Source organism: Pseudomonas sp. GW821-FHT03A09 (genome assembly GCF_059421065.1).
This window is the reverse complement of record NZ_JBWKUX010000013.1, coordinates 17,965-40,600: the sequence shown is the minus strand read 5'-3', so window position 1 is coordinate 40,600 and position 22,636 is coordinate 17,965. Positions and strand designations below refer to the sequence as shown.

The window sequence follows — 22,636 nt, the reverse complement described above, 5'->3', positions numbered from 1 at the left end:
GAGCCACAAAGAAGGTAGGACACCGTGAACCCGGTTATCAAAAAATTCCAGTTCGGTCAGTCGACCGTTACCCTCGAGACAGGCCGTATCGCCCGTCAAGCCTCCGGCGCAGTGCTGGTTACCGTTGACGATGACGTGACCGTATTGGTGACCGTTGTTGGCGCCAAGACCGCTGACCCGAGCAAAGGCTTCTTCCCTCTGTCCGTTCACTACCAGGAAAAGACTTACGCTGCCGGTAAGATCCCTGGCGGTTTCTTCAAGCGTGAAGGCCGTCCTTCCGAGAAAGAAACCCTGACTTCCCGACTGATCGACCGTCCGATCCGTCCGCTGTTCCCAGAAGGCTTCATGAACGAAGTGCAGGTTGTCTGCACCGTCGTTTCCACCAGCAAGAAGACCGATCCGGACATCGCTGCGATGATCGGCACCTCGGCTGCCCTGGCCATCTCCGGTATTCCTTTCGATGGTCCGATCGGCGCAGCTCGCGTTGCTTTCCACGAAAGCACCGGCTACCTGCTGAACCCGACTTACGAGCAACTGAAAGCATCGAGCCTGGACATGGTCGTTGCCGGTACTTCGGAAGCCGTGTTGATGGTTGAATCGGAAGCCAAAGAGCTGACCGAAGACCAGATGCTGGGCGCCGTGCTGTTCGCCCACGATGAATTCCAAGCGGTCATCAAAGCCGTCACCGAGCTGGCTGCCGAAGCCGCCAAGCCAACCTGGACCTGGGCTGCTGCCCCGGAAGCCACTGAACTGCTGGGCGCTATCCGCTCCGAGTTCGGCGCTGCCATCTCCGATGCCTACACCATCACCGTCAAGGCCGACCGTTACGCACGCCTGGGCGAGCTGAAGGATCAGGTTGTAGCCAAGCTGTCCGGTGAAGAAGGCCAGCCTTCTTCCAGCGACGTCAAAGCGGCTTTCGGCGAAATCGAATACCGCACCGTTCGCGAAAACATCGTTAACGGCAAGCCACGTATCGACGGTCGCGACACTCGTACCGTACGTCCGCTGAACATCGAAGTCGGCGTTCTGCCGAAGACTCACGGTTCGGCGTTGTTCACCCGTGGTGAAACTCAGGCTCTGGTAGTCGCGACCCTGGGTACTGCCCGTGACGCACAGCTGCTGGACACCCTGGAAGGCGAGAAAAAAGACCCGTTCATGCTGCACTACAACTTCCCTCCGTTCTCGGTGGGCGAGTGTGGTCGTATGGGGGGCGCTGGTCGTCGCGAAATCGGTCACGGTCGTCTGGCCCGCCGTTCGGTACAGGCCATGCTGCCTGCTGCTGACGTGTTCCCGTACACCATCCGCGTTGTATCGGAAATCACCGAGTCCAACGGTTCCAGCTCCATGGCTTCCGTTTGCGGTGCCTCCCTGGCGCTGATGGACGCTGGTGTGCCGATGAAGGCGCCGGTTGCCGGTATCGCCATGGGCCTGGTTAAAGAAGGCGAGAAATTCGCCATCCTGACCGACATCCTGGGCGACGAAGACCACCTGGGCGACATGGACTTCAAAGTAGCCGGTACCGCCAAAGGTGTGACCGCGCTGCAGATGGACATCAAGATCAAGGGCATCACCGAAGAAATCATGGAAATCGCTCTGGGCCAAGCCCTGGAAGCGCGCCTGAACATCCTCGGTCAGATGAACCAGATCATTGGTCAGTCCCGTACCGAACTGTCGGAAAATGCTCCGACCATGATCGCGATGAAAATCGACACCGACAAAATCCGTGATGTTATCGGTAAAGGCGGCGCGACCATTCGTGCGATCTGTGAAGAGACCAAGGCTTCGATCGATATCGAAGACGACGGCTCGATCAAGATCTTCGGCGAAACCAAGGAAGCGGCTGAGGCTGCACGCCAGCGCGTTCTGGGCATCACCGCCGAGGCAGAGATCGGCAAGATCTATGTCGGTAAAGTTGAGCGCATCGTCGACTTCGGTGCATTCGTCAACATCCTGCCGGGCAAGGACGGTCTGGTGCACATCTCCATGCTGAGCGACGCTCGTGTTGAGAAAGTGACCGACATTCTGAAAGAAGGTCAGGAAGTGGAAGTGCTGGTACTGGACGTGGACAACCGCGGCCGTATCAAGCTGTCCATCAAGGACGTAGCAGCAGCCAAGGCTTCGGGCGTTTAATCACCCTTAAGCTGCACGCTGAAAAAAGGACTCTTCGGAGTCCTTTTTTTATGGCGACTGGAATGTGAGGCGAAATTAGCCGTTTAGCCTGAACCAAAAGCCGCAACTTGCATGCAGGAACGATGGGGTTCATGCAACTTGCACGATTTCGAAGAAAGTAAAACTCTATAACTCATTGTTTTTAAATGACTTTGTTTTGTCATGATACTTGGCACAGCGCCTGCAACAGTACTGGTAGCCCTGCGGCATTAACGTTGAAACGCTGCAGACCTCAGAAAAAACAGGAGTTACTCGTATGAAGAAGTTCGCTATTGCTGCTGCAACTGCCACCGCGCTGACCCTGACCATGGCTAACGTTGCGTTTGCCCAAACTTCCCAGTCTCCTATGGTTGTAGCCGCTGGTGAAGTGACCAAGGCCAAAGAAGCGACCTCCGACACCTGGATCACCACCAAAGTGAAAAGTGACCTGGTAACCGAGAAAGGCATTCCTGGCACCGACATCAAAGTCGAAACCAACAAAGGTGTGGTTTCCCTGTCGTCGACTGTCGCAGTGACCGCAGCACAAAAAAACACCGCGGTGAACATCACCAAGAATATCAAGGGCGTTAAAGCTGTATCGGCCGACGGCCTGAAAGTAGAGTAACGCTCAACGAATCGTCTGAACTAGGCGGCGGCGGCGCGTGAGTTAGTTATCCACTCAATGCACCTCCGAGGTTCATGCGACCGACCACACGGATGTGGTCATTACAGGCCCCGGCACTTGTGCCGGGGCCTGTTCTATTGTGGGGTAAGTAAAAGCGCCAAGACTAAGTGTGGGAGCTGTACTGCCTGGTGATTATTCGGCATCCAGATGCATCGGTGTTACCACCCGACCATCTTTCTCCGCCTGCCCCAGATTGGCATCGATGAAGTACACCCGATCATCTTCCAATTGCGCTTTATCCACCAGATAGTCCTTGATGGCGCTGGCCCTGTCCTGGCCCAGTTGGCGCAACAGCACATCACTGGTGCTCCAGAACTTGATCACGCCGTCTTTGAGCTTCGCGGTGCGGTCATTGCTGCTCAGGTCTTTCCATTCGGCCGGCGGTTGTTGTTTCAAACGTGTGCGGTAGATGCCTTCCAGCAATGGCGCCTTTTCCTTCTCCGGCACAACCAACAATGAGGCCTGGGCCGGGACTTTGTCGCCACGACGTTGCAGCATCTTGTAGTAGTTGTATTGGTATTCACGCTCCAGGCGCTCGGCGGCCAGGAACGGGCCGTCGCTGCTGGCCGCTGCGGTACCTTCGATTTCCAGGCGCAGGGCAGGGCGCTCTTTAAGTGCCTTGGCCAAGGTGTTCAAGGCGCCTTCGGCCTCCTTGCTCAACGCGCTGGAGCCGGCATCGAAAGACACATTGCCGAGGTCTTCCGGGCCGCCGCCGGTAATCAGTCCACCAATGAATTTGAATGGCGCTGTTGCTGCGCGTACCACCAGGTTGCGCAGGGTCTGCCACACAATTGGCATCACGCTGAATTGCGGATTATTCAGGTCACCGGTCACCGGCAGTTCGATGGAGATTTTGCCATCACTGTCTTTGAGCAGCGCAATCGCCAGGCGAATCGGCAAGTCCACGGCATCGGCGCTGTCGACTTTCTCACCCAGTTGCAGTTGCTCAACCACCACTTTGTTTTCAGCCTTCAACTGGCCTTTGGTGATCACATAGTGCAGGTCGAGGTTCAAGCGGCCCTTGCGGATGCGGAAGCCGGCGAACTTGCCCGAGTACGGCGTCAACGTCGTCAGCTCGACCCGCTTGAAGCTGGTGGCAATATCCAGTGCGGCCATCGGATCGAACGGGTTCACGCTGCCTTTGATGGTCACTGGTGCGTAGCGGTCCACCTTGCCGTTGATGTCAACGCTGGCCGGTTTGGCCTGGCGGCTGTCGATGGTGCCGATTTGCCCGTTGAGCTGTTGAATGGCTGTGGCGAAATTGGGTGTGAGGCTGAAGTCGGCAAAGTTGGCCGAGCCGTCGTTGATCGCAATCTGCCCGATGTGAATGCCCAGAGGCTTCTCATTGCTCGCTGTCGGTTTGGCAGCAGACTTGGCGCCGCTGCTGGCCGGTTGTGGGATCAGCAAGTCATCGACGTTGGTGGTGCGGTCATCGTTGATCATGAAGCGCACGTAGGGCTGCAGCAGGTTGACCTTGTCGATCGACAGGCTCTGGCCGTGTTGATAATTCACGCCTTCCAGCACCAGGCGCTGCCACTTCAGGAAGTCGCGGGTCTTGAGGGTGTCCAGCGTATGCAACTGGTCGACTTGTGCACGGCCAGTGACTTGCAGGGCCAGTGGCTCGGTGCTTTTGAGGTTCACATCGAGGTTGCTGCCCAGCATGCCGCTGCGCAGTTCAAGGCGAATGAATGGGCTGATGTAGGACTGGGCGACCCGCAGGTCGATGTCCTGGGTGTTCACTTTAAGCTTGGCGCTGACCGGGCTGAGGTTGACCTCACCGGTTGCCTGGATCTTGCCTTGCTTGCCCAAGCCAGTGTCGACTTTCAGGGTGAAGGGGCTTTGGTTGAGGCTGTCGAAGTTCTGCACGTCGACATTCAACGGGCCCAGTTCCAATGCTACCGCTGGCTTGACCGCACGGTCAGCCAGGTGCACCTGATAATTGCGCAGTTGCACATCCTTGAGCAGCACTTGCCAGGGTTTGCTCGGCGCAGCGGGTTCGGGTTTTGGTGCGTCGGCAGTGGCTGGCGCGGTTGCCGGTTCCGGCGCCTTGGCCGGTTTGCTTGGCTGGCTGGCGAACAGTTTCTGCCAATCCAATTGCCCATCGGCTTCGCGGGCGGCCCAGGTTTCCAGCTTGTTGCTGCGGATCTTGCCCACAACCACTTGCTGCTTGGCCAGGTCTACCGAGGTCTCGCTGACATCCAGACGTTCCAGGCGTGCCAACGGGCGGCCGTCCGGGGCCTTGATCGCAAAGGGCGCGATGCTGGCAGCGGTGTTGGTCAGGTTCAGTTCGGTTTCTTTGGCCAGGCTGAATGTGTAGTCGGTGCTGAAGTTGAGTACACCATCTTCAAGCACCAGTGGTAGGGCGTCACGGACATAGGGCCACCAGGCTTTCATCTTGCCATCGGTGACTTTCAGCGTGCCCTGAGACGTGATCGGCACCAGGCTGAAATTACCTTTCCAGTCGATTTGCCCACCTGCGGGCCCTGCGGCCACCAAGGTCATGTCGGCATTGTCTTCGGGCAAGGTGCTGAGGTTTTTCAGCTCGAAGTCGAGTTTGTCGTAGAGGAACTCGATGGGCTCGCTAGGGCGCAGGTCTTGAAAATGTACATAGCCGCTCGCCAGTTTGATGCTGTCGATGCGTACAGGGAACGGTTTGGCGTTGGGGTCGGCCGGGGTCGGTTCGCTCGGCGGCAGCTTGAACAGCTGCGCCAGGTTCAACTGGCCGGACTTGTCGAACAGAAGCTCGGTCTTGGGCTTGTCCAGCTGTACGTCGGCCAAGTGCAGGGCGCGGGTCCAGAGACTGTCGATCTGCAGGTTGGCATAAAGGCGTTCGAAGCCCACTTGTTCCTTGCCGGGTTCGCCGATCTTCAGGCCCCATGCCGTGACTTCCAAGCTGAATGGGTTGAGTTCGATACGCTCAAGGCGTGCCGGCACCGTGGCGTAATTGGCCAACTGTTGGTTGGCGATGCGAAGAGCAATGCCGGGCAAAATCAGGAAGCCCAGCAAGCTGTACAGGGCTAGAGCAGTCAACACGGCGCCGATGGCGCGAATCAATCCTTTGGGCATGGGTGACGCCATCTATATCGAACGAGAGTGCCTTGGAGTATGGCACGGGATTTCGGTTCCGAAGAACAGGGCTTGTTGGGATAACTCTTACAGTTGCAGGATCAAGGTCTTCAACGGAGGCTGTTGGTCCTGTGAGGGGAAGTCCGCCCCGGGTGTCATGATCTGCCAATCGCGTACCGGGCGGCCGGCCTTTTCGGCGCAGCGCAGCACCTGTTCGCGCCAGTCGTCCATGCTGACTTTTGCCAGGTTGTTGCAGCAGATCAGCACGCCGTTGTCGGCGGTGGCCAGCAGTGCAGGCTTGAGCAGGCTTTGATAGTCGCGCAGCAGGTCGACGGTGCCGAAGGCGCTTTTGGCCCAGGCCGGTGGGTCGAGCAATACCAGGTCATATTGGCGTTGCTCAAGGCGCGGATAGCTCGGCAGCTTCTGCCCTCGGCGCTGGGTGATCGGCAGGCCTGCCAGCTGGCGAATTGCCGGGAAGTAATCGGATTGCACAAATTGCATGGTCGGCAACTGGGGGTTCAACAGGCCGTTTTCACGACCGACCGCCAGGTTGCCCTCGGCGAAGTCCAGGTTGCACACCTCACGTGCGCCACCGGCGGCTGCGCTCAAGCCTACGCCGCAGGTATAGGCGAACAGGTTCAGTACGCTCTTGCCGGCGCTGTGGTTCTTGACCCAGCCACGGGTATTGCGCAAGTCGAGGAATAGCAGCGGGTCCTGCCCGGCATGGCGCCCGCGCACACGGTAATTGAGGCCCCACTCATGGCCGACCAGGTCTTCCAGCGCCGCAGGCTCGGCGCGGTACACCGTGTCTTCGCGGTCGATCCGCGAGTTGCCACGGGAACGGTCGTTGTACACCAGCAGCAATTCCAGGCCCATGAACTGGTTGATCAGTTGATGCAGGTCCAGCAGCTCGTTGGTTTCCAGTGACTGGTGAAAGCTCTGCACCAGCAATTGCGGGCCATAGCGGTCAATGGCCAGGCCACCGGCGCCTTCCTGGCTGCCGTGGAACAGGCGATAGCAGTCGGTGCCTTGGGCATGCAGTTCGTTGATCAGGTCTTGGCGTTGATCGAGAGCGGCGCGCAGCGCCTGATTCAGGGGGGACATGGAGCGCGCCTTGCTTGTTAGGGAAAAGAAGATAAATAAGGCCGCGGAGTTTAACAGCTATGAACGGCCCCCTACATCAACCCCATCCGCCGATGGGCGCGCTGCACCGAACCATCACGCATCGCCCAACGCAACAACGGCGCGCTGCGCTTGACCCCGGCGCGGATTATCTGGCGTTGCAGCGGGCTTTGGTGTTGCTCGAGCATGGCGCTGGCCCAGTCCGGCAGCAGGTCGATGCCGGCCTGCATCATCAGGCTGCCGAAAGGCTTGGCCAAGGTGCTGGGAGCAGGGGCGTTGACCAGTAAGCGCAGGACTTCACGACTGCGCTCGTCGCACAGCAGCTGTGGGCGGATGCGTGCCAGATAATCCGAGACTTCCTGCCGTGAGCGCGGCACATGCCGTGCACCCAGACGCTCGGCCACCAAGGCTATTTCGCTGTAATACCGATCCTGGTCCCGTCCCGGCAGATGTGGGTTGCGATAACGCAGGTGCGCCGCCAGGAAGTTGCTGACTTCTGCCACATGCACCCAAGTCAACAGCTCAGGGTCGCTGGCCGCATAAGGTCGACCATCTGGCGCATGGCCGACCACTTGCAGGTGAATGGTTCGAACCTTCTCGATCAACCATTCGGCATCTTTGCGTGAGCCAAACGTGGTGCCGGAAATAAACTGCGAGGTGCGGCGCAGGCGCCCAAGCATGTCCTGGCGGAAGTTCGAGTGGTCCCACACCCCGGCCAAGGCCAGCGGATGCAAGGCTTGCAGCATCAACGCGCTGATGCCGCCGATAAGCATGCTGCTGAAGTCGCCATGCACTTGCCAGCTCACCGAATCCGGCCCGAACAGGCCGGGATCGCCCTTGGGGTTTTCCAGGTCCAGTTGGCCCAATGACAGACCGGTCAGGCTCATCAGTTGGGTTTCGATACGGCTGCGTATGAATTCCATGGCGACTCGAGGTTTCCTATCGGTTCAGGCGTTTGTCGATGAGGCCGTCGACGACGCTGGGGTCGGCCAGTGTTGAAATATCACCGAGGCTGTCCAGTTCGTTGCAGGCGATCTTGCGCAAGATACGCCGCATGATCTTGCCCGAGCGGGTTTTCGGCAAGGCCGGTGCCCATTGGATCAGTTCCGGTTTGGCAAAGCTGCCGATTTCCTGGCTCACCAGCTCCAACAAATGTTTTTTCAGGGCGTCGTTGGGCTCGACGCCGTTCATTGGCGTGACGAACGCATAAATGCCCTGGCCTTTGACGTCATGGGGGTAACCCACCACGGCGGCTTCTGCCACCTGGTCATGCAGCACCAGGGCGCTTTCCACTTCAGCGGTGCCGATCCGATGGCCGGACACATTGATCACGTCGTCGATACGCCCAGTGATCCAGTAGTCGCCGTCTTCATCGCGCCGTGCGCCGTCACCGGTGAAGTAGTAGCCGGGGTAGGGTTTGAAATAGGTGTCGATCATGCGCTGCGGGTCGCCATAGACGCTGCGGATCTGTCCCGGCCAGCTGGCTTTGATCGCGAGCACGCCACTGCCGGCGCCGTTGAGTTCCTTGCCGTGCTCATCCAGCAGCACCGGCTGCACGCCAAACATGGGTTGGGTCGCGCAGCCAGGTTTGATGCGCAGGGCGCTGACCAACGGGCTGAGCATGATGCCTCCGGTTTCGGTCTGCCACCAGGTATCCACGATGGGGCAGCGCTGCTCGCCCACCGCATTGAAGTACCAATCCCAGGCTTCCGGGTTGATCGGCTCGCCGACACTGCCCAGCAGGCGCAGGCTGGCGCGTGAAGTGTTTTCCAGTGGTCCGTGGCCCTCACGCATCAGGGCGCGTAGCGCGGTGGGGGCGGTGTAGAAGATATTTACCTGATGTTTGTCGATCACCTGCCAGAAGCGGGAACTCGTGGGGTAACTCGGCACGCCTTCGAACATCAGTGAGGTGGCGCCGTTGGCCAGCGGGCCATACACGATGTAACTGTGGCCGGTGACCCAGCCCACGTCGGCGGTACACCAGAACACTTCGCCATCGCGGTAATCCAGCACGTACTTGAAGGTCATCGCTGCTTGCAGCAGGTAGCCGCCGGTGGTGTGCAGCACGCCTTTGGGTTTACCGGTGCTGCCGGAGGTGTAGAGGATGAACAGCGGGTCTTCGGCGTCCATCGGCTCGGGCGGGCAGTGGTCGCTGGCGGCATCCAGGGCTTGTTGATACTTGAGGTCGCGGCCTTCGCCCCAATTCACGGAAGCGCCTGTGCGTTCTACCACCAACACGGTGCTGACGTTCGGGCAACTGGCCAGGGCCTTGTCGACGTTCTTTTTCAGCGCCACCGGTTTACCGCCGCGCACGCCTTCATCGGCAGTAATCACGGTGCGGCAGTCGGCGTCGAGAATGCGGTCACGCAGGGCATCCGGCGAAAACCCACCAAACACCACCGAGTGCACGGCGCCGATTCGCGTACAGGCCAACATGGCGTAGGCGGCCTCCGGAATCATCGGCATGTAGATGCATACCCGGTCGCCCTTCTTCACACCACGGCTTTTCAGCACGTTGGCCAAGCGGCTGACGTTTTGGTGGAGTTGGCGGTAGGTGATGTTGGAAGACGTTGCCGGATCGTCACCTTCCCAGATGAAGGCGGGTTGATCGGCGCGTTGCGCCAGGTGGCGGTCGATGCAGTTGTAACTGACGTTCAGTTGGCCGCCGGCAAACCATTGGGCTGCACCGGTGTTGATGTCTGAATGCTGGACGGTGTGCCAGGGTTTGATCCAGTCGAGAAAGGCTTTGGCCTGTTCGGCCCAGAAGAGGTCCGGTTGCTCAGCGGATTGGCGGTAGAGGCGCTGGTAGTCCTCCTGACTGAGCTGCGCAGCCCGGCGGACGGCATCGGCATGGGGAAATGTGCTGATATCGAACATGAGCGGTCCTTATTCTTGTTTTGGGACAAGTCATAAAGATGCACGCTGGGGGAAGAGGGTTCAAGGCCAACGTCCAAACGGGCGTTGGCCTTGGATGACCAGCATCAGCCGCGGTGACGACCGCGGAAGTAGTTGATCAGGCCCTGGGTCGAAGCGTCCTCGGCCGAGGTTTCCTCGGAACCGGTCAGGCGGTTGTAAACGCCTTTGCCCAGCTCTTTGCCCAGCTCAACGCCCCATTGATCGAAGGCGTTGATGCCCCAGACCACGCTCTGCACGAACACTTTGTGCTCATACATCGCCACCAGTGCACCCAGGCGGCGGGGGCTGATGCGCTCGACCACAATGGTGTTGCTCGGGCGGTTACCCGGGATCACCTTGTGCGGGGCCAGCTTCTGGACTTCAGCTTCCGGAAGACCCTTCTCGCGCAGCTCGGCTTCGGCTTCGCTGCGGGTTTTGCCAAGCATCAGCGCCTGGCTCTGGGACAGGCAATTGGCATACAGCCACTGATGGTGGTCGGACACCGGGTTGAAGCTGACGATCGGCACGATGAAGTCGGCCGGGATCAGTTGAGTCCCCTGGTGCAGCAACTGGTGGTAAGCGTGTTGCCCGTTGCAGCCCACGCCGCCCCAGATTACCGGGCCGGTATCGGTGGACACTGGCGTGCCGTCCTGACGCACGCTCTTGCCGTTGGACTCCATATCCAGCTGCTGCAGGTGCTTGGTGATGTTACGCAGGTAGTGGTCGTATGGCAGGATCGCATGGCTCTGCGAGCCCCAGAAGTTGCCGTACCACACGCCGAGCAGGCCCAGGAGCACCGGCATGTTCTGTTCGAACGGGGCATTCTGGAAATGCTGGTCCATGGTGTAGGCACCGGACAGCAGCTCCTTGAAGTTGGACATGCCGATGGCCAGGGCGATTGGCAAGCCAATGGCCGACCACAGCGAGTAACGGCCGCCGACCCAGTCCCACATCGGGAAGATGTTTTCTTCGCGGATACCGAAAGCCACGGCCGCCGCGTTGTTGCTCGATACGGCGATGAAGTGACGGTACAGCTCGGCTTCCGAACCACCCTGGGCCAGGTACCAGGCGCGGGCGGCCTGGGCATTCTTCAGGGTTTCGAGGGTGTTGAAGGATTTAGACGAGACGATGAACAGCGTGGTCTCGGCGCGCAGCTTCATGGTCAGCTCGTGGAACTCACTGCCGTCGATGTTCGCCAGGTAATGGCAGCGCACGCCTTTATGGGCGTAGGACAACAGCGCTTCGGAGACCAGCTCCGGGCCGAGGAACGAGCCACCGATGCCGATGTTCACCACGTCGGTGATCGGCTTCTCGGTGTAGCCACGCCACAGGCCGTCGTGGATACGACCTACCAGGTCAGTGATCTGGTTCAGCACCTTGTGTACGTCCGGCATGATGTTCACGCCATTGACCGACAATTTGTCGCCCACCGGGCGGCGCAGGGCAGTATGCAGGGCTGGGCGGCCTTCGGACGAGTTGACCGGCTCGCCAGCGTACAGTGAGTTGATTGCGTCCTTGAGGCCGACTTCCTTGGCCAGACCCACCAGCAGGTCACGGGTCTCGCTGGTGATCAGGTTTTTCGAATAATCGAGGAATAGCCCGCAGCTGCTCAAGGTGAACTGGGAAAAGCGCTGGGGATCGGCATTGAATGCCTCGCGCATGCTGAAATCCTGCATGGCTTGGCGATGTTGAATGAGCGCTTGCCAGGCGGGCAGAGCGGTAACGTCATGAGGAGTGCGGTAGTACGCCATCGCTGCGGGTTTCCTTTTATTACGGGGACTGCCTTTTAGGACACTTCAAAGTCCGGAACGTCCTGCCTTTGATCAAGTGGCCGTTGCCGGACAGCGCTAACCAAGAGCGCAGGGCGATTACATTAAACCTAGCGTGTCGATATGTCTTGGCTTTGTCTGCGCTGTAGCCGGTACTTTTTTATACCGGCACAGCGAGGGGGGCAACTGAAGGCGATCAGTTAAGTGTCAGATGCAGGTTGTCGATGAGACGAGTAGCACCCAGATAAGCGGCTACCAGGATCACGATATCTCGATCCTCGACGGTGGCCTGGCGCAGATGCACGCCTTGGCGCACTTCGAAATAGTCCATGCGCAACCCGGCAGCTTCGATCTGCTGTACCTGTTCGGCACGCAGCTTGGCGAAGTCGTGGTCACCGGCCTTGATCGACGCCGCGATCTGGCTGAGGCTGCGATACAGCACCGGGGCAATGGCACGTTGCTCATCGGTGAGGTAACCATTGCGCGACGACAGCGCGAGGCCGTCTTCGGCACGCACGGTGGGCTCGCCGATGATCTGGATCGGCATGTTCAGGTCTTGGACCATGGCACGAATCACGGCTAACTGCTGGTAGTCCTTCTGACCAAACACGGCCATGTCCGGCTGGACCATGTTGAACAACTTGCTGACCACCGTGGCCACGCCTTCGAAATGCCCAGGGCGGCTGGCGCCGCACAGGCCTTCGGACAACTGTGGGACGCTGACACGGGTCTGGCCCGTCATGCCGCCTGGGTACATTTCCTCGACGGTAGGCGCAAACAGCAGGTTGCAGCCGGCTTGCAGCAGCTTCTCCTGGTCGGCGGCCAGGGTGCGTGGGTACTTGTCCAAGTCTTCACCGACGCCGAATTGCAGCGGGTTGACGAAGATACTCGTTACCACGAAGTCCGACTGCTGAGCCGCCTTGGTGACTAGGGTGGCATGGCCGCTGTGCAGGTTGCCCATGGTCGGCACAAAGCCGATGCGCTTGCCCGCACTGCGGGCGTGAGCCACAGCGGCCCGTAGTTCACGTACGGTTTTTACGGTGTTCATGCAGAGAATCCGTGTTCGGCACCCGGGAAGGTGACAGCTTTGACTTCGCTGACATAGGCGCTCAATGCCGCGTGAATGCTGTCCTGGCCGGCCATGAAGTTTTTCACGAACTTGGGCACATGGCCGCTCATGGACAGGCCGAGCATGTCATGCACCACCAGTACCTGACCATCGGTCGCGGAGCCGGCACCGATGCCGATGACCGGTACTTTGACGGCCTGGGTGATTTCTGCAGCCAGTTCACTCGGAACGCACTCCAGCACGATCATTGCCGCGCCCGCCTGTTCCAGGGCAATGGCATCGGCGCGCATCTGACGTGCCTGGGCTTCATTACGGCCTTGTACCTTATAGCCGCCGAGGATATTCACCGACTGGGGCGTAAGGCCCATATGCACGCAAACCGGAACGCCGCGCTCAGCCAGCAGGCGGATCGAATCGGCAAGCCACACGGCGCCTTCGATTTTGACCATGTGCGCGCCGGCTTGCATCAATTTGCCCGCGTTCTGGAACGTCTGCTCGACGGTGGCATAACCCATGAACGGCAGGTCGGCGATGATGAGCGCGCCGTCGTTACCGCGCTTGACGCTGGCGGTGTGGTAGGCAAGTTCGTCGGTGGTAACAGGCAGGGTGCTGTCATTCCCTTGAAGAACCATGCCCAGGGAGTCGCCCACCAAAAGCACCTCGACCCCGGCCTGGCAGCTGGCGTGGGCGAAGGTGGCGTCGTAGCAGGTCAGCATGGTGATTTTTTCACCTTTGAGCTTGAGGTTCTGCAAGGTGGTCAGGGTAATGCTTGGCATGAAAAGGGTCCTCGTTCAGGCGCTTGGAAACAGCGAGTAACGCGCGTGAGTCTTCGTTTATACAGGCGCACTGTCTTGAGAGCAGTGCTTATAAGGCCTGGATTGCGCCCTTCAGCGCCGGTATGGCGGTAGCGGGACGCCTATAGTCGTGAGGAGGACACGGGAAGTCAATTGGATGTGTTACCGCATTGTTACGATGGTGGTGTTACCGCTGTTACTGACGCGATTCAGCCTGTGGGAGCTGGCTTGCCTGCGATGGCATCACCTCGGTAAGACGGGTAGACCGAGTCGCTTGTATCGCAGGCAAGCCAGCTCCCACATTGACCGGGTCAGACTTGATGGAGGCGTTCCAGGCCGACAAACGGGCAGGCTTCAAGCAGGGCGAGGAGTCGCTGGCCGTCGGGCAGCTGCAGGTCGGCAGGCGCCAATTCGGCTAGGGGATACAGCACAAACGCCCGCAAATGCATTTGGTAATGCGGCACCTTCAGGCGCGGCTCATCGATCAGGCGATCGCCGAACAGCAGGATGTCCAGATCCAGCGTACGCGGGCCCCAACGCTCCAGGCGTTCACGACCCTGTTCGTTCTCGATGGCTTGCAGCGCATCGAGCAGTTCCAGTGGCGCCAGGCTGCTATCCAGGGCCGCGACGGCATTGGTGTAGCGCGGCTGGCCCGGGAGCAGGGAGTCACTTTGATAGAACGTCGATACGCCGGCGAGAGTTGTACCTGGCAATAGCGCCAACGCCTGGATGGCGCTGCGCAATTGCTGTTGCGGGGCTGCGAGGTTGCTGCCCATGCCGACGTAGATCCGTTCCACGTTTATTCGCCCGAAGCATCGGCGCCGCTGCGCTTGCGCTTGGTACCACTGCGTCGACGTTTTTTCGGGCCTTCGCCTTCACCTTTGCTGCCGAGGTCGCGAATCATGTCGCGGCGCTGGCTATCGTTGGCGTCCTGGTAGTCCGTCCACCATTCGCCCAGGCCATCGGTCTGTTCGCCGGCGCTTTCGCGCAGCAACAGGAAGTCATAGCCGGCTCGGAAACGCGGGTTGTCCAGTAGCAAGTCGGCGCGTTTGCCGCTGCGGCGCGGCAGGCGCTCCTGCATGTCCCAGATCTCGCGGATTGGCATGGTGAAGCGTTTCGGAATGGCGATACGTTGGCACTGCTCGGCGATCAGCTCGTGAGCGGCTTCCTGCATCGCAGGAATAGGCGGCATGCCACGGTCCTGCAGGCGCAGTACACGCTTGGGCAGTGCCGGCCACAACAGGGCGGCAAACAGGAACGCAGGGGTTACCGGTTTGTTCTGCTTGATGCGCAGGTCGGTGTTGATCAGCGCTTCGCTGATCAACGTGTGGGTGTACGTCGGGTTGTGTTCCAGGGCCTCGGCGCTGGCCGGGAACAGGGGATCGAACAACTGCAGGTCGACAAGCATCTCGAACGTGTCGGCGGCGTAGCCCGAGAGGAACAGCTTCAGCACTTCCTCGAACAAGCGCGCCGAAGGAATTTCGCGCAGCATAGGCGCCAGTTCGCGAATCGGCGCGGCGGTGTGCTTCTCGATGCCGAAGTTCAGCTTGGCGGCAAACCGCACCGCTCGCAGCATGCGTACCGGGTCTTCCTGGTAGCGCTGAACCGGGTCGCCGATCAGGCGGATCAGGTTGTTGCGAATGTCGTGTACGCCATTGGCGTAATCGAGGATGCGCTCGCTGACCGGGTCGTAATACAAGGCGTTGATGGTGAAGTCGCGGCGTTGCGCGTCTTCTTCAAGGGTGCCATAGACGTTATCCCGCAGGATGCGCCCGCTTTCGTTGCGGGAAGACTGGTTGGTGTCTTCCTCTTCATCGTTTTGCGGGTGGTTGGCGCGGAACGTCGCGACCTCGATGATTTCACGACCAAAGTGGATGTGCACCAGTTTGAAGCGGCGGCCGATGATTCGCGCATTGCGAAACTCGGCGCGCACTTGCTCGGGCGTGGCGCTGGTGGCGACGTCGAAGTCCTTGGGCGTGATATTGAGCAACATGTCGCGTACACACCCGCCCACCAGGTAAGCCTGGTAGCCGGCGTTCTGCAAACGTTCGACGATGTTCACTGCATAACGGCTGAATTGAGCGCGTTGCAGCGAATGCTGGCTGCTATTGAGCACTTCAGGCGTGCTGCGTTTGTGTTGCGTACGACGCAAGGGAGAACGGAATGACTGGAACAACTTCTTCAGCATGGGATGCACTGTTTGAAGGAATGTTCGGCCATAACGAAGAATGACCGCATGATGGGCGGGGATTCTAGCATTTAGTCAGGGGATGGTGTAGGAACAAGCTGCAAGGCTTGAGCCAGAAGCCTAAAGATGTTGCGCAGGGGGGCAAATTGCAGAAACTACAAGGGGAGCCGAAGCTCCCCCAGAAGTAGTTGCGTGCTCTATTTTTATTATTGATTTCGGGCTTCTTGTTTTTGTTGATCGCCCTCGCCATGAAGCTTCACCTTCATGACACTCCCAATCGGGAGTCAAGAGCAAACGGATTGCTTTGGTCGCTGTGTTGCTGATCTACGATCCAACCAGTTCAGGCTCTGCCTTAGGGCAGTTTTTGTTGTTCTCGGCCTGGTTGCGGGGCAAGCCCCAAATGCAACGCCTCTCCAAAAGAATCAGTTAGCTGCGCCTCCGCCGTGTTGTTTTTGTTATGCGTGAGTCGATTCGTCTTATTTTTATTGTCTGGTACAAAGCTTGTTATTGTTTTTGTACTAAGCATATAGCAGGGTGCGTGCCAACTTTTGTCCCGTCCAGCAAAAACGGGGGCATGAAGGGCTTTCAGGGTTCTGGCAGGCGAAAAAAAGCCGGGGCTTCGTTACCGTAAGCCCCGGCTTTTGTTACGCAAAAGTTCTGCGGTAACAGTTTTTTCACATCTGAGGGTGTTACCCGTGGGCGCGCGACCTCAACTCTCGCTGGCAACCCCGGTCTTGCGCCGTGGAATGCCCAGGCGCTGACGTCGTTCCCACAGGCACTTACGGCTCACGCCCAGTTTGCGGGCCAGTTCGGTCTCGGTCATATGGTCCTGATGCTCAAGGACGAAGTGCTGGAAGTAATCTTCCAGTGACAAATCTTCCGTCGGCTCATGGCTGGTATTGCTACCGCCGCCATGCTGTGGGGCCAGGCCAAGGAAATCGTCGTCTTCCAAGTCGCTGAGCTCGATATCGATACCCAGCAGTTCGGCGGAAATTTCCGGGCTTTCCGACAGAATCACCGCACGCTCGACCGCATTTTCCAGCTCTCGCACGTTACCTGGCCACGAGTAATGCCGAATCGCCTGCTCGGCGTCTGCAGCAAACTTCAGGTCAGTACGGTTGATGCGCGCGCTTTGGCGCAACAGGAACGCGTTGGCGATCTCGTTGACATCGGCGCCACGCTCGCGCAGTGCCGGCAATTTGAGTGCGATCACATGCAGGCGGTAGTACAAGTCTTCACGGAACTGGCCGATCTTGGCCAGGCTCTTGAGGTCACGGTGGGTCGCTGCGATCAGTCGCACATCGACCTTTTGTGACTGCACCGAGCCGACGCGGCGAATTTCGCCTTCCTGCAACACACGCAGCAGTCGCGCCTGGGCTTCGAGGGGCAGTTCGCCGATTTCATCGAGGAACAACGTGCCGCCGTCCGCGGCTTCCACCAGACCCGCGCGTCCGGCGCTTGCGCCAGTGAACGCGCCTTTCTCGTGGCCGAACAGTTCGGACTCGATCAGGGATTCGGGGATCGCCGCGCAGTTCACCGAAATCATCGGCGCCTTGGCGCGCTTGGACAGGTTGTGCAAGGCACGGGCCACCAGTTCCTTACCGGTGCCTGACTCGCCCTGGATCAATACATTGGAGTCCGTAGGCGCGACTTTGCGAATCTTGCTGTACAGATCCTGCATCGGTGGGCACGAGCCGATGATGCCGATCTCGCCGTTGCTGTTATCAGCCCCCGGTTTGTCGGTGGCCTTTCCGGCTGGACGAGGTTCGGCAGGTGCACTGCCAGCCGACTGGTGGTCGCGCAGGATACGGGCCACTGCCTGGAGCATTTCATCGTGGTCGAAGGGCTTGGCGATGTAGTCCACCGCGCCCATCTTCATCGAGTCCACCGCCGAGCGCAGGCTGGCGTAGCTGGTCATGATCAGCACCGGAGTGCCCTGGCCAAGCTTGATCAGCTCGGTGCCAGGCGCGCCTGGCAGGCGCAGGTCGCTGACAATCAGGTCGAACGTGGGAATGCTGAATCGCTCTTGGGCTTCCTGCACCGAGCCGGCTTCGCTGACCTGGTACTGATTACGTTCAAGCAGGCGACGCAAGGCAGAGCGGATAATGGTTTCGTCTTCGACGATCAAAATGTGCGGCATTGATTCAATTCTCTCGACGGTCTCAGTTCACAGCGGACGTCGCTTCGACATGACGCGGCAAGGTCACCCGGATACGGGTGCCGCGTTGGCTTTCAGGGTCAGCCGGGCTGTCGATGGTGATTTGTCCATAATGCTCTTCAACGATGGAATAGACCAGTGCAAGGCCCAGACCGGTACCTTCACCTGGGTCCTTGGTGGTGAAGAAGGGTTCGAACAACCGGTCCTTGATGTTCTGTGGAATGCCGCTGCCTTCGTCCTCCACGATCAGGTCGATCGTGTGCTCGAAAGCCTCGCTCTTGACGCGTACCGCGCTGCCGGCCGGTGAGGCGTCACGCGCGTTGGATAGCAGGTTGATCAACACCTGCGCCAAGCGTTGGGAGTCGCCGTCGACCCAGTGGTCCGGGTCGCACAAATTGAAAAACTGTACCTCGAAATTGCGCCGGTTCAACGCCAGCAGCCCAATGGCATCCTGTGCCACTTCGGCCAGGCACACCGCTTCATCCTGGTTCTGATGAGCGCCAGAGTGGGCGAAGCTCATCAGCGATTGCACAATGCGCGAAACGCGCTTGGTCTGTTCGAGGATCTGCCCGCTGATCTCGGTGATTTCGCCGTCTTCTTCGCGCTCTTCCCGCAGGTTCTGCGCCAGGCAGGCGATACCGGTGATCGGGTTGCCGATTTCGTGGGCCACACCGGCCGCGAGGCGACCAATGCTGGCCAGGCGCTCGGAGTGCACCAGCTTGTCTTCGAGCATCTGGGTTTCGGTGAGGTCTTCCACCAGCAGCACCAGGCCGCTGTTGCCGGGGGCGAGGGGTTCGTCAATCGCAGCTTTGTGCAGGTTGAGCCAGCGGGTCTGGCCGTCGAGGGCCAGATGTTGCTTGTGCAAGTGTTCGTCGGGCAGGTTGATGAAGCCTTGCAGCAGTTCTTTCCACGGTTCGCCCAGGGTATTCAAACGCGAACCCACCACCCGCTGGGCGGCGATGCCGGTGAGTTCTTCCATGGCCTTGTTCCACATCAGGATCTCTTGATCCTTGGCCAGCGAACACACGCCCATTGGCAATTCCTGCAGGGTTTGGCGGTGGTAGCGCCGCAGGGCATCGAGTTCGGCGGCAAGGCCGGTGAGGCGTGAGTGGTAATCCTCCAACCGGCTTTCGATGAAATGGATGTCTTCGGTGACGTAGTTTTCGCCGCCCGCCTTGTAGGGCAAGAACGTTTCCACCATGTCCTGGGACACGCTCGGCCCCATCAGGCCGGAGAGGTTGGCTTCGATACGGTCACGCAGGCGACGCAGCGCATAGGGACGCCGCTCGTCAAACGGCAGGTAGAGATCGCGCAATGCTTGTTCGACTTCTTTCTGGGCCGCCTTGGCGCCTAGCGGCTTGGCCAGTTGCGTGGCGAATTCCTGGGGCGAGGCGGCGTGCAGTTCGCGGCGCTGCGGGCGGCGCACGTTGTCCACTGCGCAGGCTTCGGCGGCGCTGGTTTCTTCGGGGCTGGCGTTGGTGAACAGCGAGATCAGGGTGAACATCAGCACGTTGGCGGCCAGGGAGGCGATTGCCGCCATGTGCCAACTGGTGTCGTCCAGTACGTAAATCATGTTCAGCAACGGAATGTAGAAGCCCTGCAGGTTGCCGACCAATGGCAGCAACATGGTGACGATCCACACCAGAATGCCAGCCAGCAAGCCGGCGATGAAACCACGGCGATTGGCGGTCGGCCAGTACAGCACCGACAACACGCCCGGCAGGAACTGCAAGGTGGCGACGAACGCGACGATGCCGAGGTTGGCCAGGTCTTGCCCGGCGCCCAGCAGCAGGTAGAAACCATAGCCGGCCATGATGATGGCGACGATCAGCGCCCGGCGCGTCCATTTCAGCCAACGGTAGATATTGCCTTCGGCGGGCGGCTGGTACAGCGGCAGCACCAGATGGTTGAGCGCCATGCCCGAGAGAGCCAGGGTGGTGACGATGATCAGGCCGCTGGCTGCTGATAAGCCACCGACATAGGCGAGTAGCGCCAGGGCCGGGTTATTCGCAGCGATGCCGACGCCAAGGGTGAAGTATTCCGGGTTGGTGGTGGCTCCCAGTTTCAGGCCAGCCCACAGGATCAGCGGCACTGCCAGGCTCATCAGCAATAAGAACAGCGGTAGGCCCCAGCTGGCACTGACCAGTGAACGTGGGTTGAGGTTTTCGGTGAAGGTCATGTGGTACATGTGCGGCATCACAATTGCCGAGGCGAAGAACACCAGCAGCAGTGTGCGCCACGGGCCTTCCTGCAAAGGCGTGTGCAGGGCGGCGAGGGCGGTCTGGTTTTGCAATAGCCACATTTCCAACTGCTGCGGGCCGTCGAATACGCCATACAGTGCATAGAGGCCAACACCGCCGATGGCGATCAGTTTGATGACCGATTCGAAGGCAATCGCAAACACCAGCCCTTCGTGCTTTTCGCGGGTGGCAATATGCCTCGAGCCGAAGAAGATCGTGAACAAGGTGATCAGCGCACAGAAGGCCAGGGCGACACGGTGCTGCACCGGCTCGCGGGTCAGGATGCTGATGGAGTCGGCCACCGCCTGGATTTGCAGGGCCAGTAAGGGCAACACACCAATCAGCATGAAGATGGTGGTGAGTGCGCCAGCCCAGGTGCTGCGAAAGCGAAAAGCAAACAGGTCCGCCAGGGACGACAGCTGGTAGGTGCGCGTGATCTTCAGGATCGGGTACAGCAACACGGGCGCCAGCAGGAAAGCCCCGGATACCCCGAGGTAACTGGAGAGGAAGCCATACCCGTACTGATAGGCCAGGCCCACCGTGCCGTAGAACGCCCAGGCGCTGGCATAGACGCCCAGGGACAAGGTGTAGGTCAGTGGATGGCGAATGATCGCCCGCGGAATCATTCCGCGCTCACTGATCCAGGCGACACCGAACAACGCAGCCAGGTAGGCGGCGCTGATCAGCAGCATCTGGGTCAGGCTAAAGCTCATCGGCATCTTTTTGGCTCTGCAGGATGAAGGTCACGACGATCAGGATCAGCCACAGCAGATAAGGGCGGTACCAGGCGCCCGTGGCGTCGATCCACCAATCCATGATGGCGGGGGAAAACAGGTAGATCCCGACGACCAGCAGCAGGACCAATCGATAGATGTACATGTTGGCCTCTGTGTGAAAACGTGCGGCGATGGTAACGGATGGCTGGCAAGCTGCAAGAGCCTTCAGCTCAATTGCGCTTCAGCCAGTGTGAGTAAGCGTGGGATCTTTGTGGCATCCCAGTGTGCAATCCCCCAATCCAGCAGTTCCCGTGGGGTGGTGTGAAGCAGTTCGTTGCCGGGTTGTTGGCCAAGCGCGCGCAATGCCCTCAATAGCAAAGGCGTGGCCTGGTCGGGTGTCAACGGCGGAGAACGGTAGGATTTGCCCAGTTTGTTACCGTCCGGCTGGATGATCAGCGGCACATGCAGGTAGCGCGGTTGGCGCAGGCCCAGCAGCTCTTGCAGATACAACTGGCGTGGTGTGGAGTCGAGCAAGTCGGCACCGCGCACGATATCGGTCACGCCTTGCCACGCATCGTCGAGCACTACGGCCAACTGGTAGGCGTAGAGACCGTCGCGACGACGGATGATGAAGTCGCCTACGTCGCGGCCCAGGTGTTGTCGGAATTCGCCTTGTACACGATCGGTAAAGTGGTACTCCAGCTCTGGAACACGCAAGCGTATAGCGGCGTCCTGCTGATCGTGACCGGCATTGCGGCACAGGCCTGGGTAAACCCCGTTGTAGGCCTCCAATTGTTTGCGTGAGCAGGTACAGGCGTACGCCAGGCCGTGATTGAACATGTCGTTCAGCACTTTGGCGTAGGCATCATGCCGCTCGCTTTGTCGGACCAGTTCGCCATCCCACTCAAAGCCGTAGCTTTCCAGAGCATGCAGAATCGCCGCCTGGGCACCGGGTTCTTCACGGGGTGGGTCGAGGTCTTCCACGCGCATCAGCCAGCGGCCGTTATTGGCGCGAGCATCGAGGTAGGAAGCGAGAGCGGCGACCAGCGAGCCAAAATGCAAATGGCCGCTGGGCGTGGGGGCGAAGCGCCCGATATAGGTAGAGGCTGTCATGGGCCGGATACTACTGGAAAATCGGTAAACGCCAGAAACAAAAATGGGGCGTTTGCACGCCCCATTCGTTCAGCTCGGCAGGATTACTTGCCGACCTGCTTTTCTTTGATTTCAGCCAGGTTTTTACAGTCCACGCACATGTCGGCGGTAGGACGGGCTTCCAGGCGACGAATGCCAATCTCGACACCGCAGGTTTCGCACCAGCCGTATTCTTCGTCTTCGATCAGTTGCAACGTCTTGTCGATTTTCTTGATCAGCTTGCGTTCGCGATCGCGGGCGCGCAGTTCGAGAGCGAATTCCTCTTCCTGGCTGGCACGGTCTGCCGGGTCCGGGAAGTTGGCGGCTTCGTCCTTCATGTGGTCAACGGTGCGGTCGACTTCTTGCATCAATTCCTGCTTCCACTTCTGCAGGATCTTGGTGAAGTGCTGGCGCATGGGCTTGCCCATGTACTCCTCACCCTTCGCTTCGACGTAAGGTGTGAAGCCGCTGAGGCTTTGCTGCTGTTGCTTTGCTTGGGTGGACATGAATAGACCGCCTCTCACTCTTCTAATCCATTGCGCAGGATTGCAACGTCACCGACACCTGCCGGCCCTGCGGCTGCAAGCGGGCGAACTTACCAGATAGATTCGGGGTGCGCCACTCCCGGTTGTCGAGGCCCATTGCGCCGGGGTTG

At 59.5% G+C, this 22,636-nt stretch carries 16 protein-coding genes; 2 read left to right on the top strand and 14 right to left on the bottom strand.

Features of this window, described 5'->3' with window-relative positions; all coding sequences use genetic code 11:
- Positions 1–24: 24 nt before the first annotated feature.
- Both pnp and AC07V4_RS21390 read left to right on the top strand, forming a co-directional pair.
- Complete coding sequence (gene pnp, locus AC07V4_RS21395) at positions 25–2,130, top strand: polyribonucleotide nucleotidyltransferase (RefSeq protein ID WP_492638135.1); 2,106 nt, start codon at positions 25–27, stop codon at positions 2,128–2,130.
- Positions 2,131–2,425: 295 nt separating this feature from the next.
- Positions 2,426–2,773, top strand: coding sequence for a BON domain-containing protein (locus tag AC07V4_RS21390; RefSeq protein WP_492638134.1), 348 nt, complete (start codon positions 2,426–2,428; stop codon positions 2,771–2,773).
- 192 nt (positions 2,774–2,965) lie between these two features.
- Here AC07V4_RS21390 and AC07V4_RS21385 read toward each other — a convergent pair whose 3' ends face one another.
- The 14 genes from AC07V4_RS21385 to dksA form a co-directional block, all read right to left on the bottom strand.
- A complete protein-coding gene (locus tag AC07V4_RS21385; RefSeq protein ID WP_492638133.1) occupies positions 2,966–5,899 on the bottom strand; it encodes a DUF748 domain-containing protein in 2,934 nt (977 codons plus the stop codon).
- 87 nt (positions 5,900–5,986) lie between these two features.
- Complete coding sequence (locus AC07V4_RS21380) at positions 5,987–7,003, bottom strand: class I SAM-dependent rRNA methyltransferase (protein WP_492638132.1); 1,017 nt, start codon at positions 7,001–7,003, stop codon at positions 5,987–5,989.
- A gap of 71 nt (positions 7,004–7,074) precedes the next feature.
- Positions 7,075–7,944, bottom strand: coding sequence for an oxygenase MpaB family protein (locus AC07V4_RS21375; RefSeq protein ID WP_431750598.1), 870 nt, complete (start codon positions 7,942–7,944; stop codon positions 7,075–7,077).
- 16 nt (positions 7,945–7,960) lie between these two features.
- On the bottom strand, positions 7,961–9,898 hold the full coding sequence (gene acs / locus AC07V4_RS21370; RefSeq protein WP_492638131.1) for an acetate--CoA ligase: 1,938 nt from the start codon (positions 9,896–9,898) through the stop codon (positions 7,961–7,963).
- Positions 9,899–10,002: 104 nt separating this feature from the next.
- A complete protein-coding gene (gene pgi / locus AC07V4_RS21365; protein WP_492638130.1) occupies positions 10,003–11,667 on the bottom strand; it encodes a glucose-6-phosphate isomerase in 1,665 nt (554 codons plus the stop codon).
- Positions 11,668–11,881: 214 nt separating this feature from the next.
- A complete protein-coding gene (panC, locus tag AC07V4_RS21360; protein WP_492638129.1) occupies positions 11,882–12,733 on the bottom strand; it encodes a pantoate--beta-alanine ligase in 852 nt (283 codons plus the stop codon).
- Positions 12,730–13,530, bottom strand: a complete 801-nt coding sequence (gene panB, locus AC07V4_RS21355) for a 3-methyl-2-oxobutanoate hydroxymethyltransferase (RefSeq protein ID WP_492638128.1) — start codon at positions 13,528–13,530, stop codon at positions 12,730–12,732. The genes panC and panB overlap by 4 nt, the downstream gene beginning before the upstream one ends.
- 329 nt (positions 13,531–13,859) lie before the next feature.
- Positions 13,860–14,345 (bottom strand): 2-amino-4-hydroxy-6-hydroxymethyldihydropteridine diphosphokinase, encoded by a 486-nt coding sequence (gene folK, locus AC07V4_RS21350; RefSeq protein ID WP_492638127.1) that lies wholly within the window; start codon positions 14,343–14,345, stop codon positions 13,860–13,862.
- A 2-nt stretch (positions 14,346–14,347) separates the two neighbouring features.
- Positions 14,348–15,736 carry a polynucleotide adenylyltransferase PcnB gene (locus tag AC07V4_RS21345; RefSeq protein WP_492638126.1) on the bottom strand — a complete coding sequence of 463 codons (1,389 nt, stop codon included), beginning with the start codon at positions 15,734–15,736 and terminating at the stop codon, positions 14,348–14,350.
- Positions 15,737–16,445: 709 nt separating this feature from the next.
- The gene (locus AC07V4_RS21340) at positions 16,446–17,876 is read right to left on the bottom strand and encodes a sigma-54-dependent transcriptional regulator (protein ID WP_492638125.1); all 1,431 of its coding nucleotides are present in this window, start codon (positions 17,874–17,876) and stop codon (positions 16,446–16,448) included.
- Between the two features lie 22 nt (positions 17,877–17,898).
- A complete protein-coding gene (locus AC07V4_RS21335; RefSeq protein ID WP_431751801.1) occupies positions 17,899–20,853 on the bottom strand; it encodes a sensor histidine kinase in 2,955 nt (984 codons plus the stop codon).
- Positions 20,837–21,013: a hypothetical protein gene (locus AC07V4_RS21330; protein WP_003176118.1), complete on the bottom strand. Its 177-nt coding sequence runs from the start codon at positions 21,011–21,013 to the stop codon at positions 20,837–20,839. Before AC07V4_RS21330 ends, AC07V4_RS21335 begins: the two co-directional genes overlap by 17 nt.
- Before the next feature lie 62 nt (positions 21,014–21,075).
- Positions 21,076–21,963 carry a tRNA glutamyl-Q(34) synthetase GluQRS gene (gluQRS, locus tag AC07V4_RS21325; protein ID WP_492638124.1) on the bottom strand — a complete coding sequence of 296 codons (888 nt, stop codon included), beginning with the start codon at positions 21,961–21,963 and terminating at the stop codon, positions 21,076–21,078.
- Positions 21,964–22,046: 83 nt separating this feature from the next.
- Positions 22,047–22,487, bottom strand: coding sequence for an RNA polymerase-binding protein DksA (gene dksA / locus AC07V4_RS21320; RefSeq protein ID WP_431751799.1), 441 nt, complete (start codon positions 22,485–22,487; stop codon positions 22,047–22,049).
- Between the last annotated feature and the right edge of the window lie 149 nt (positions 22,488–22,636).

What these genes read in the sequence shown, in the direction of transcription:
- gluQRS (WP_492638124.1), bottom strand. Translation starts at nt 21,963, where the DNA reads ATGACAGCCTCTACCTATATCGGGCGCTTCGCCCCCACGCCCAGCGGC.
- AC07V4_RS21380 (WP_492638132.1), bottom strand. Translation starts at nt 7,003, where the DNA reads ATGTCCCCCCTGAATCAGGCGCTGCGCGCCGCTCTCGATCAACGCCAA.
- AC07V4_RS21335 (WP_431751801.1), bottom strand. Translation starts at nt 20,853, where the DNA reads ATGCCGATGAGCTTTAGCCTGACCCAGATGCTGCTGATCAGCGCCGCC.
- AC07V4_RS21375 (WP_431750598.1), bottom strand. Translation starts at nt 7,944, where the DNA reads ATGGAATTCATACGCAGCCGTATCGAAACCCAACTGATGAGCCTGACC.
- AC07V4_RS21340 (WP_492638125.1), bottom strand. Translation starts at nt 17,876, where the DNA reads ATGCCGCACATTTTGATCGTCGAAGACGAAACCATTATCCGCTCTGCC.
- panC (WP_492638129.1), bottom strand. Translation starts at nt 12,733, where the DNA reads ATGAACACCGTAAAAACCGTACGTGAACTACGGGCCGCTGTGGCTCAC.
- AC07V4_RS21385 (WP_492638133.1), bottom strand. Translation starts at nt 5,899, where the DNA reads ATGCCCAAAGGATTGATTCGCGCCATCGGCGCCGTGTTGACTGCTCTA.
- AC07V4_RS21345 (WP_492638126.1), bottom strand. Translation starts at nt 15,736, where the DNA reads ATGCTGAAGAAGTTGTTCCAGTCATTCCGTTCTCCCTTGCGTCGTACG.
- pgi (WP_492638130.1), bottom strand. Translation starts at nt 11,667, where the DNA reads ATGGCGTACTACCGCACTCCTCATGACGTTACCGCTCTGCCCGCCTGG.
- AC07V4_RS21330 (WP_003176118.1), bottom strand. Translation starts at nt 21,013, where the DNA reads ATGTACATCTATCGATTGGTCCTGCTGCTGGTCGTCGGGATCTACCTG.
- AC07V4_RS21390 (WP_492638134.1), top strand. Translation starts at nt 2,426, where the DNA reads ATGAAGAAGTTCGCTATTGCTGCTGCAACTGCCACCGCGCTGACCCTG.
- acs (WP_492638131.1), bottom strand. Translation starts at nt 9,898, where the DNA reads ATGTTCGATATCAGCACATTTCCCCATGCCGATGCCGTCCGCCGGGCT.
- dksA (WP_431751799.1), bottom strand. Translation starts at nt 22,487, where the DNA reads ATGTCCACCCAAGCAAAGCAACAGCAGCAAAGCCTCAGCGGCTTCACA.
- panB (WP_492638128.1), bottom strand. Translation starts at nt 13,530, where the DNA reads ATGCCAAGCATTACCCTGACCACCTTGCAGAACCTCAAGCTCAAAGGT.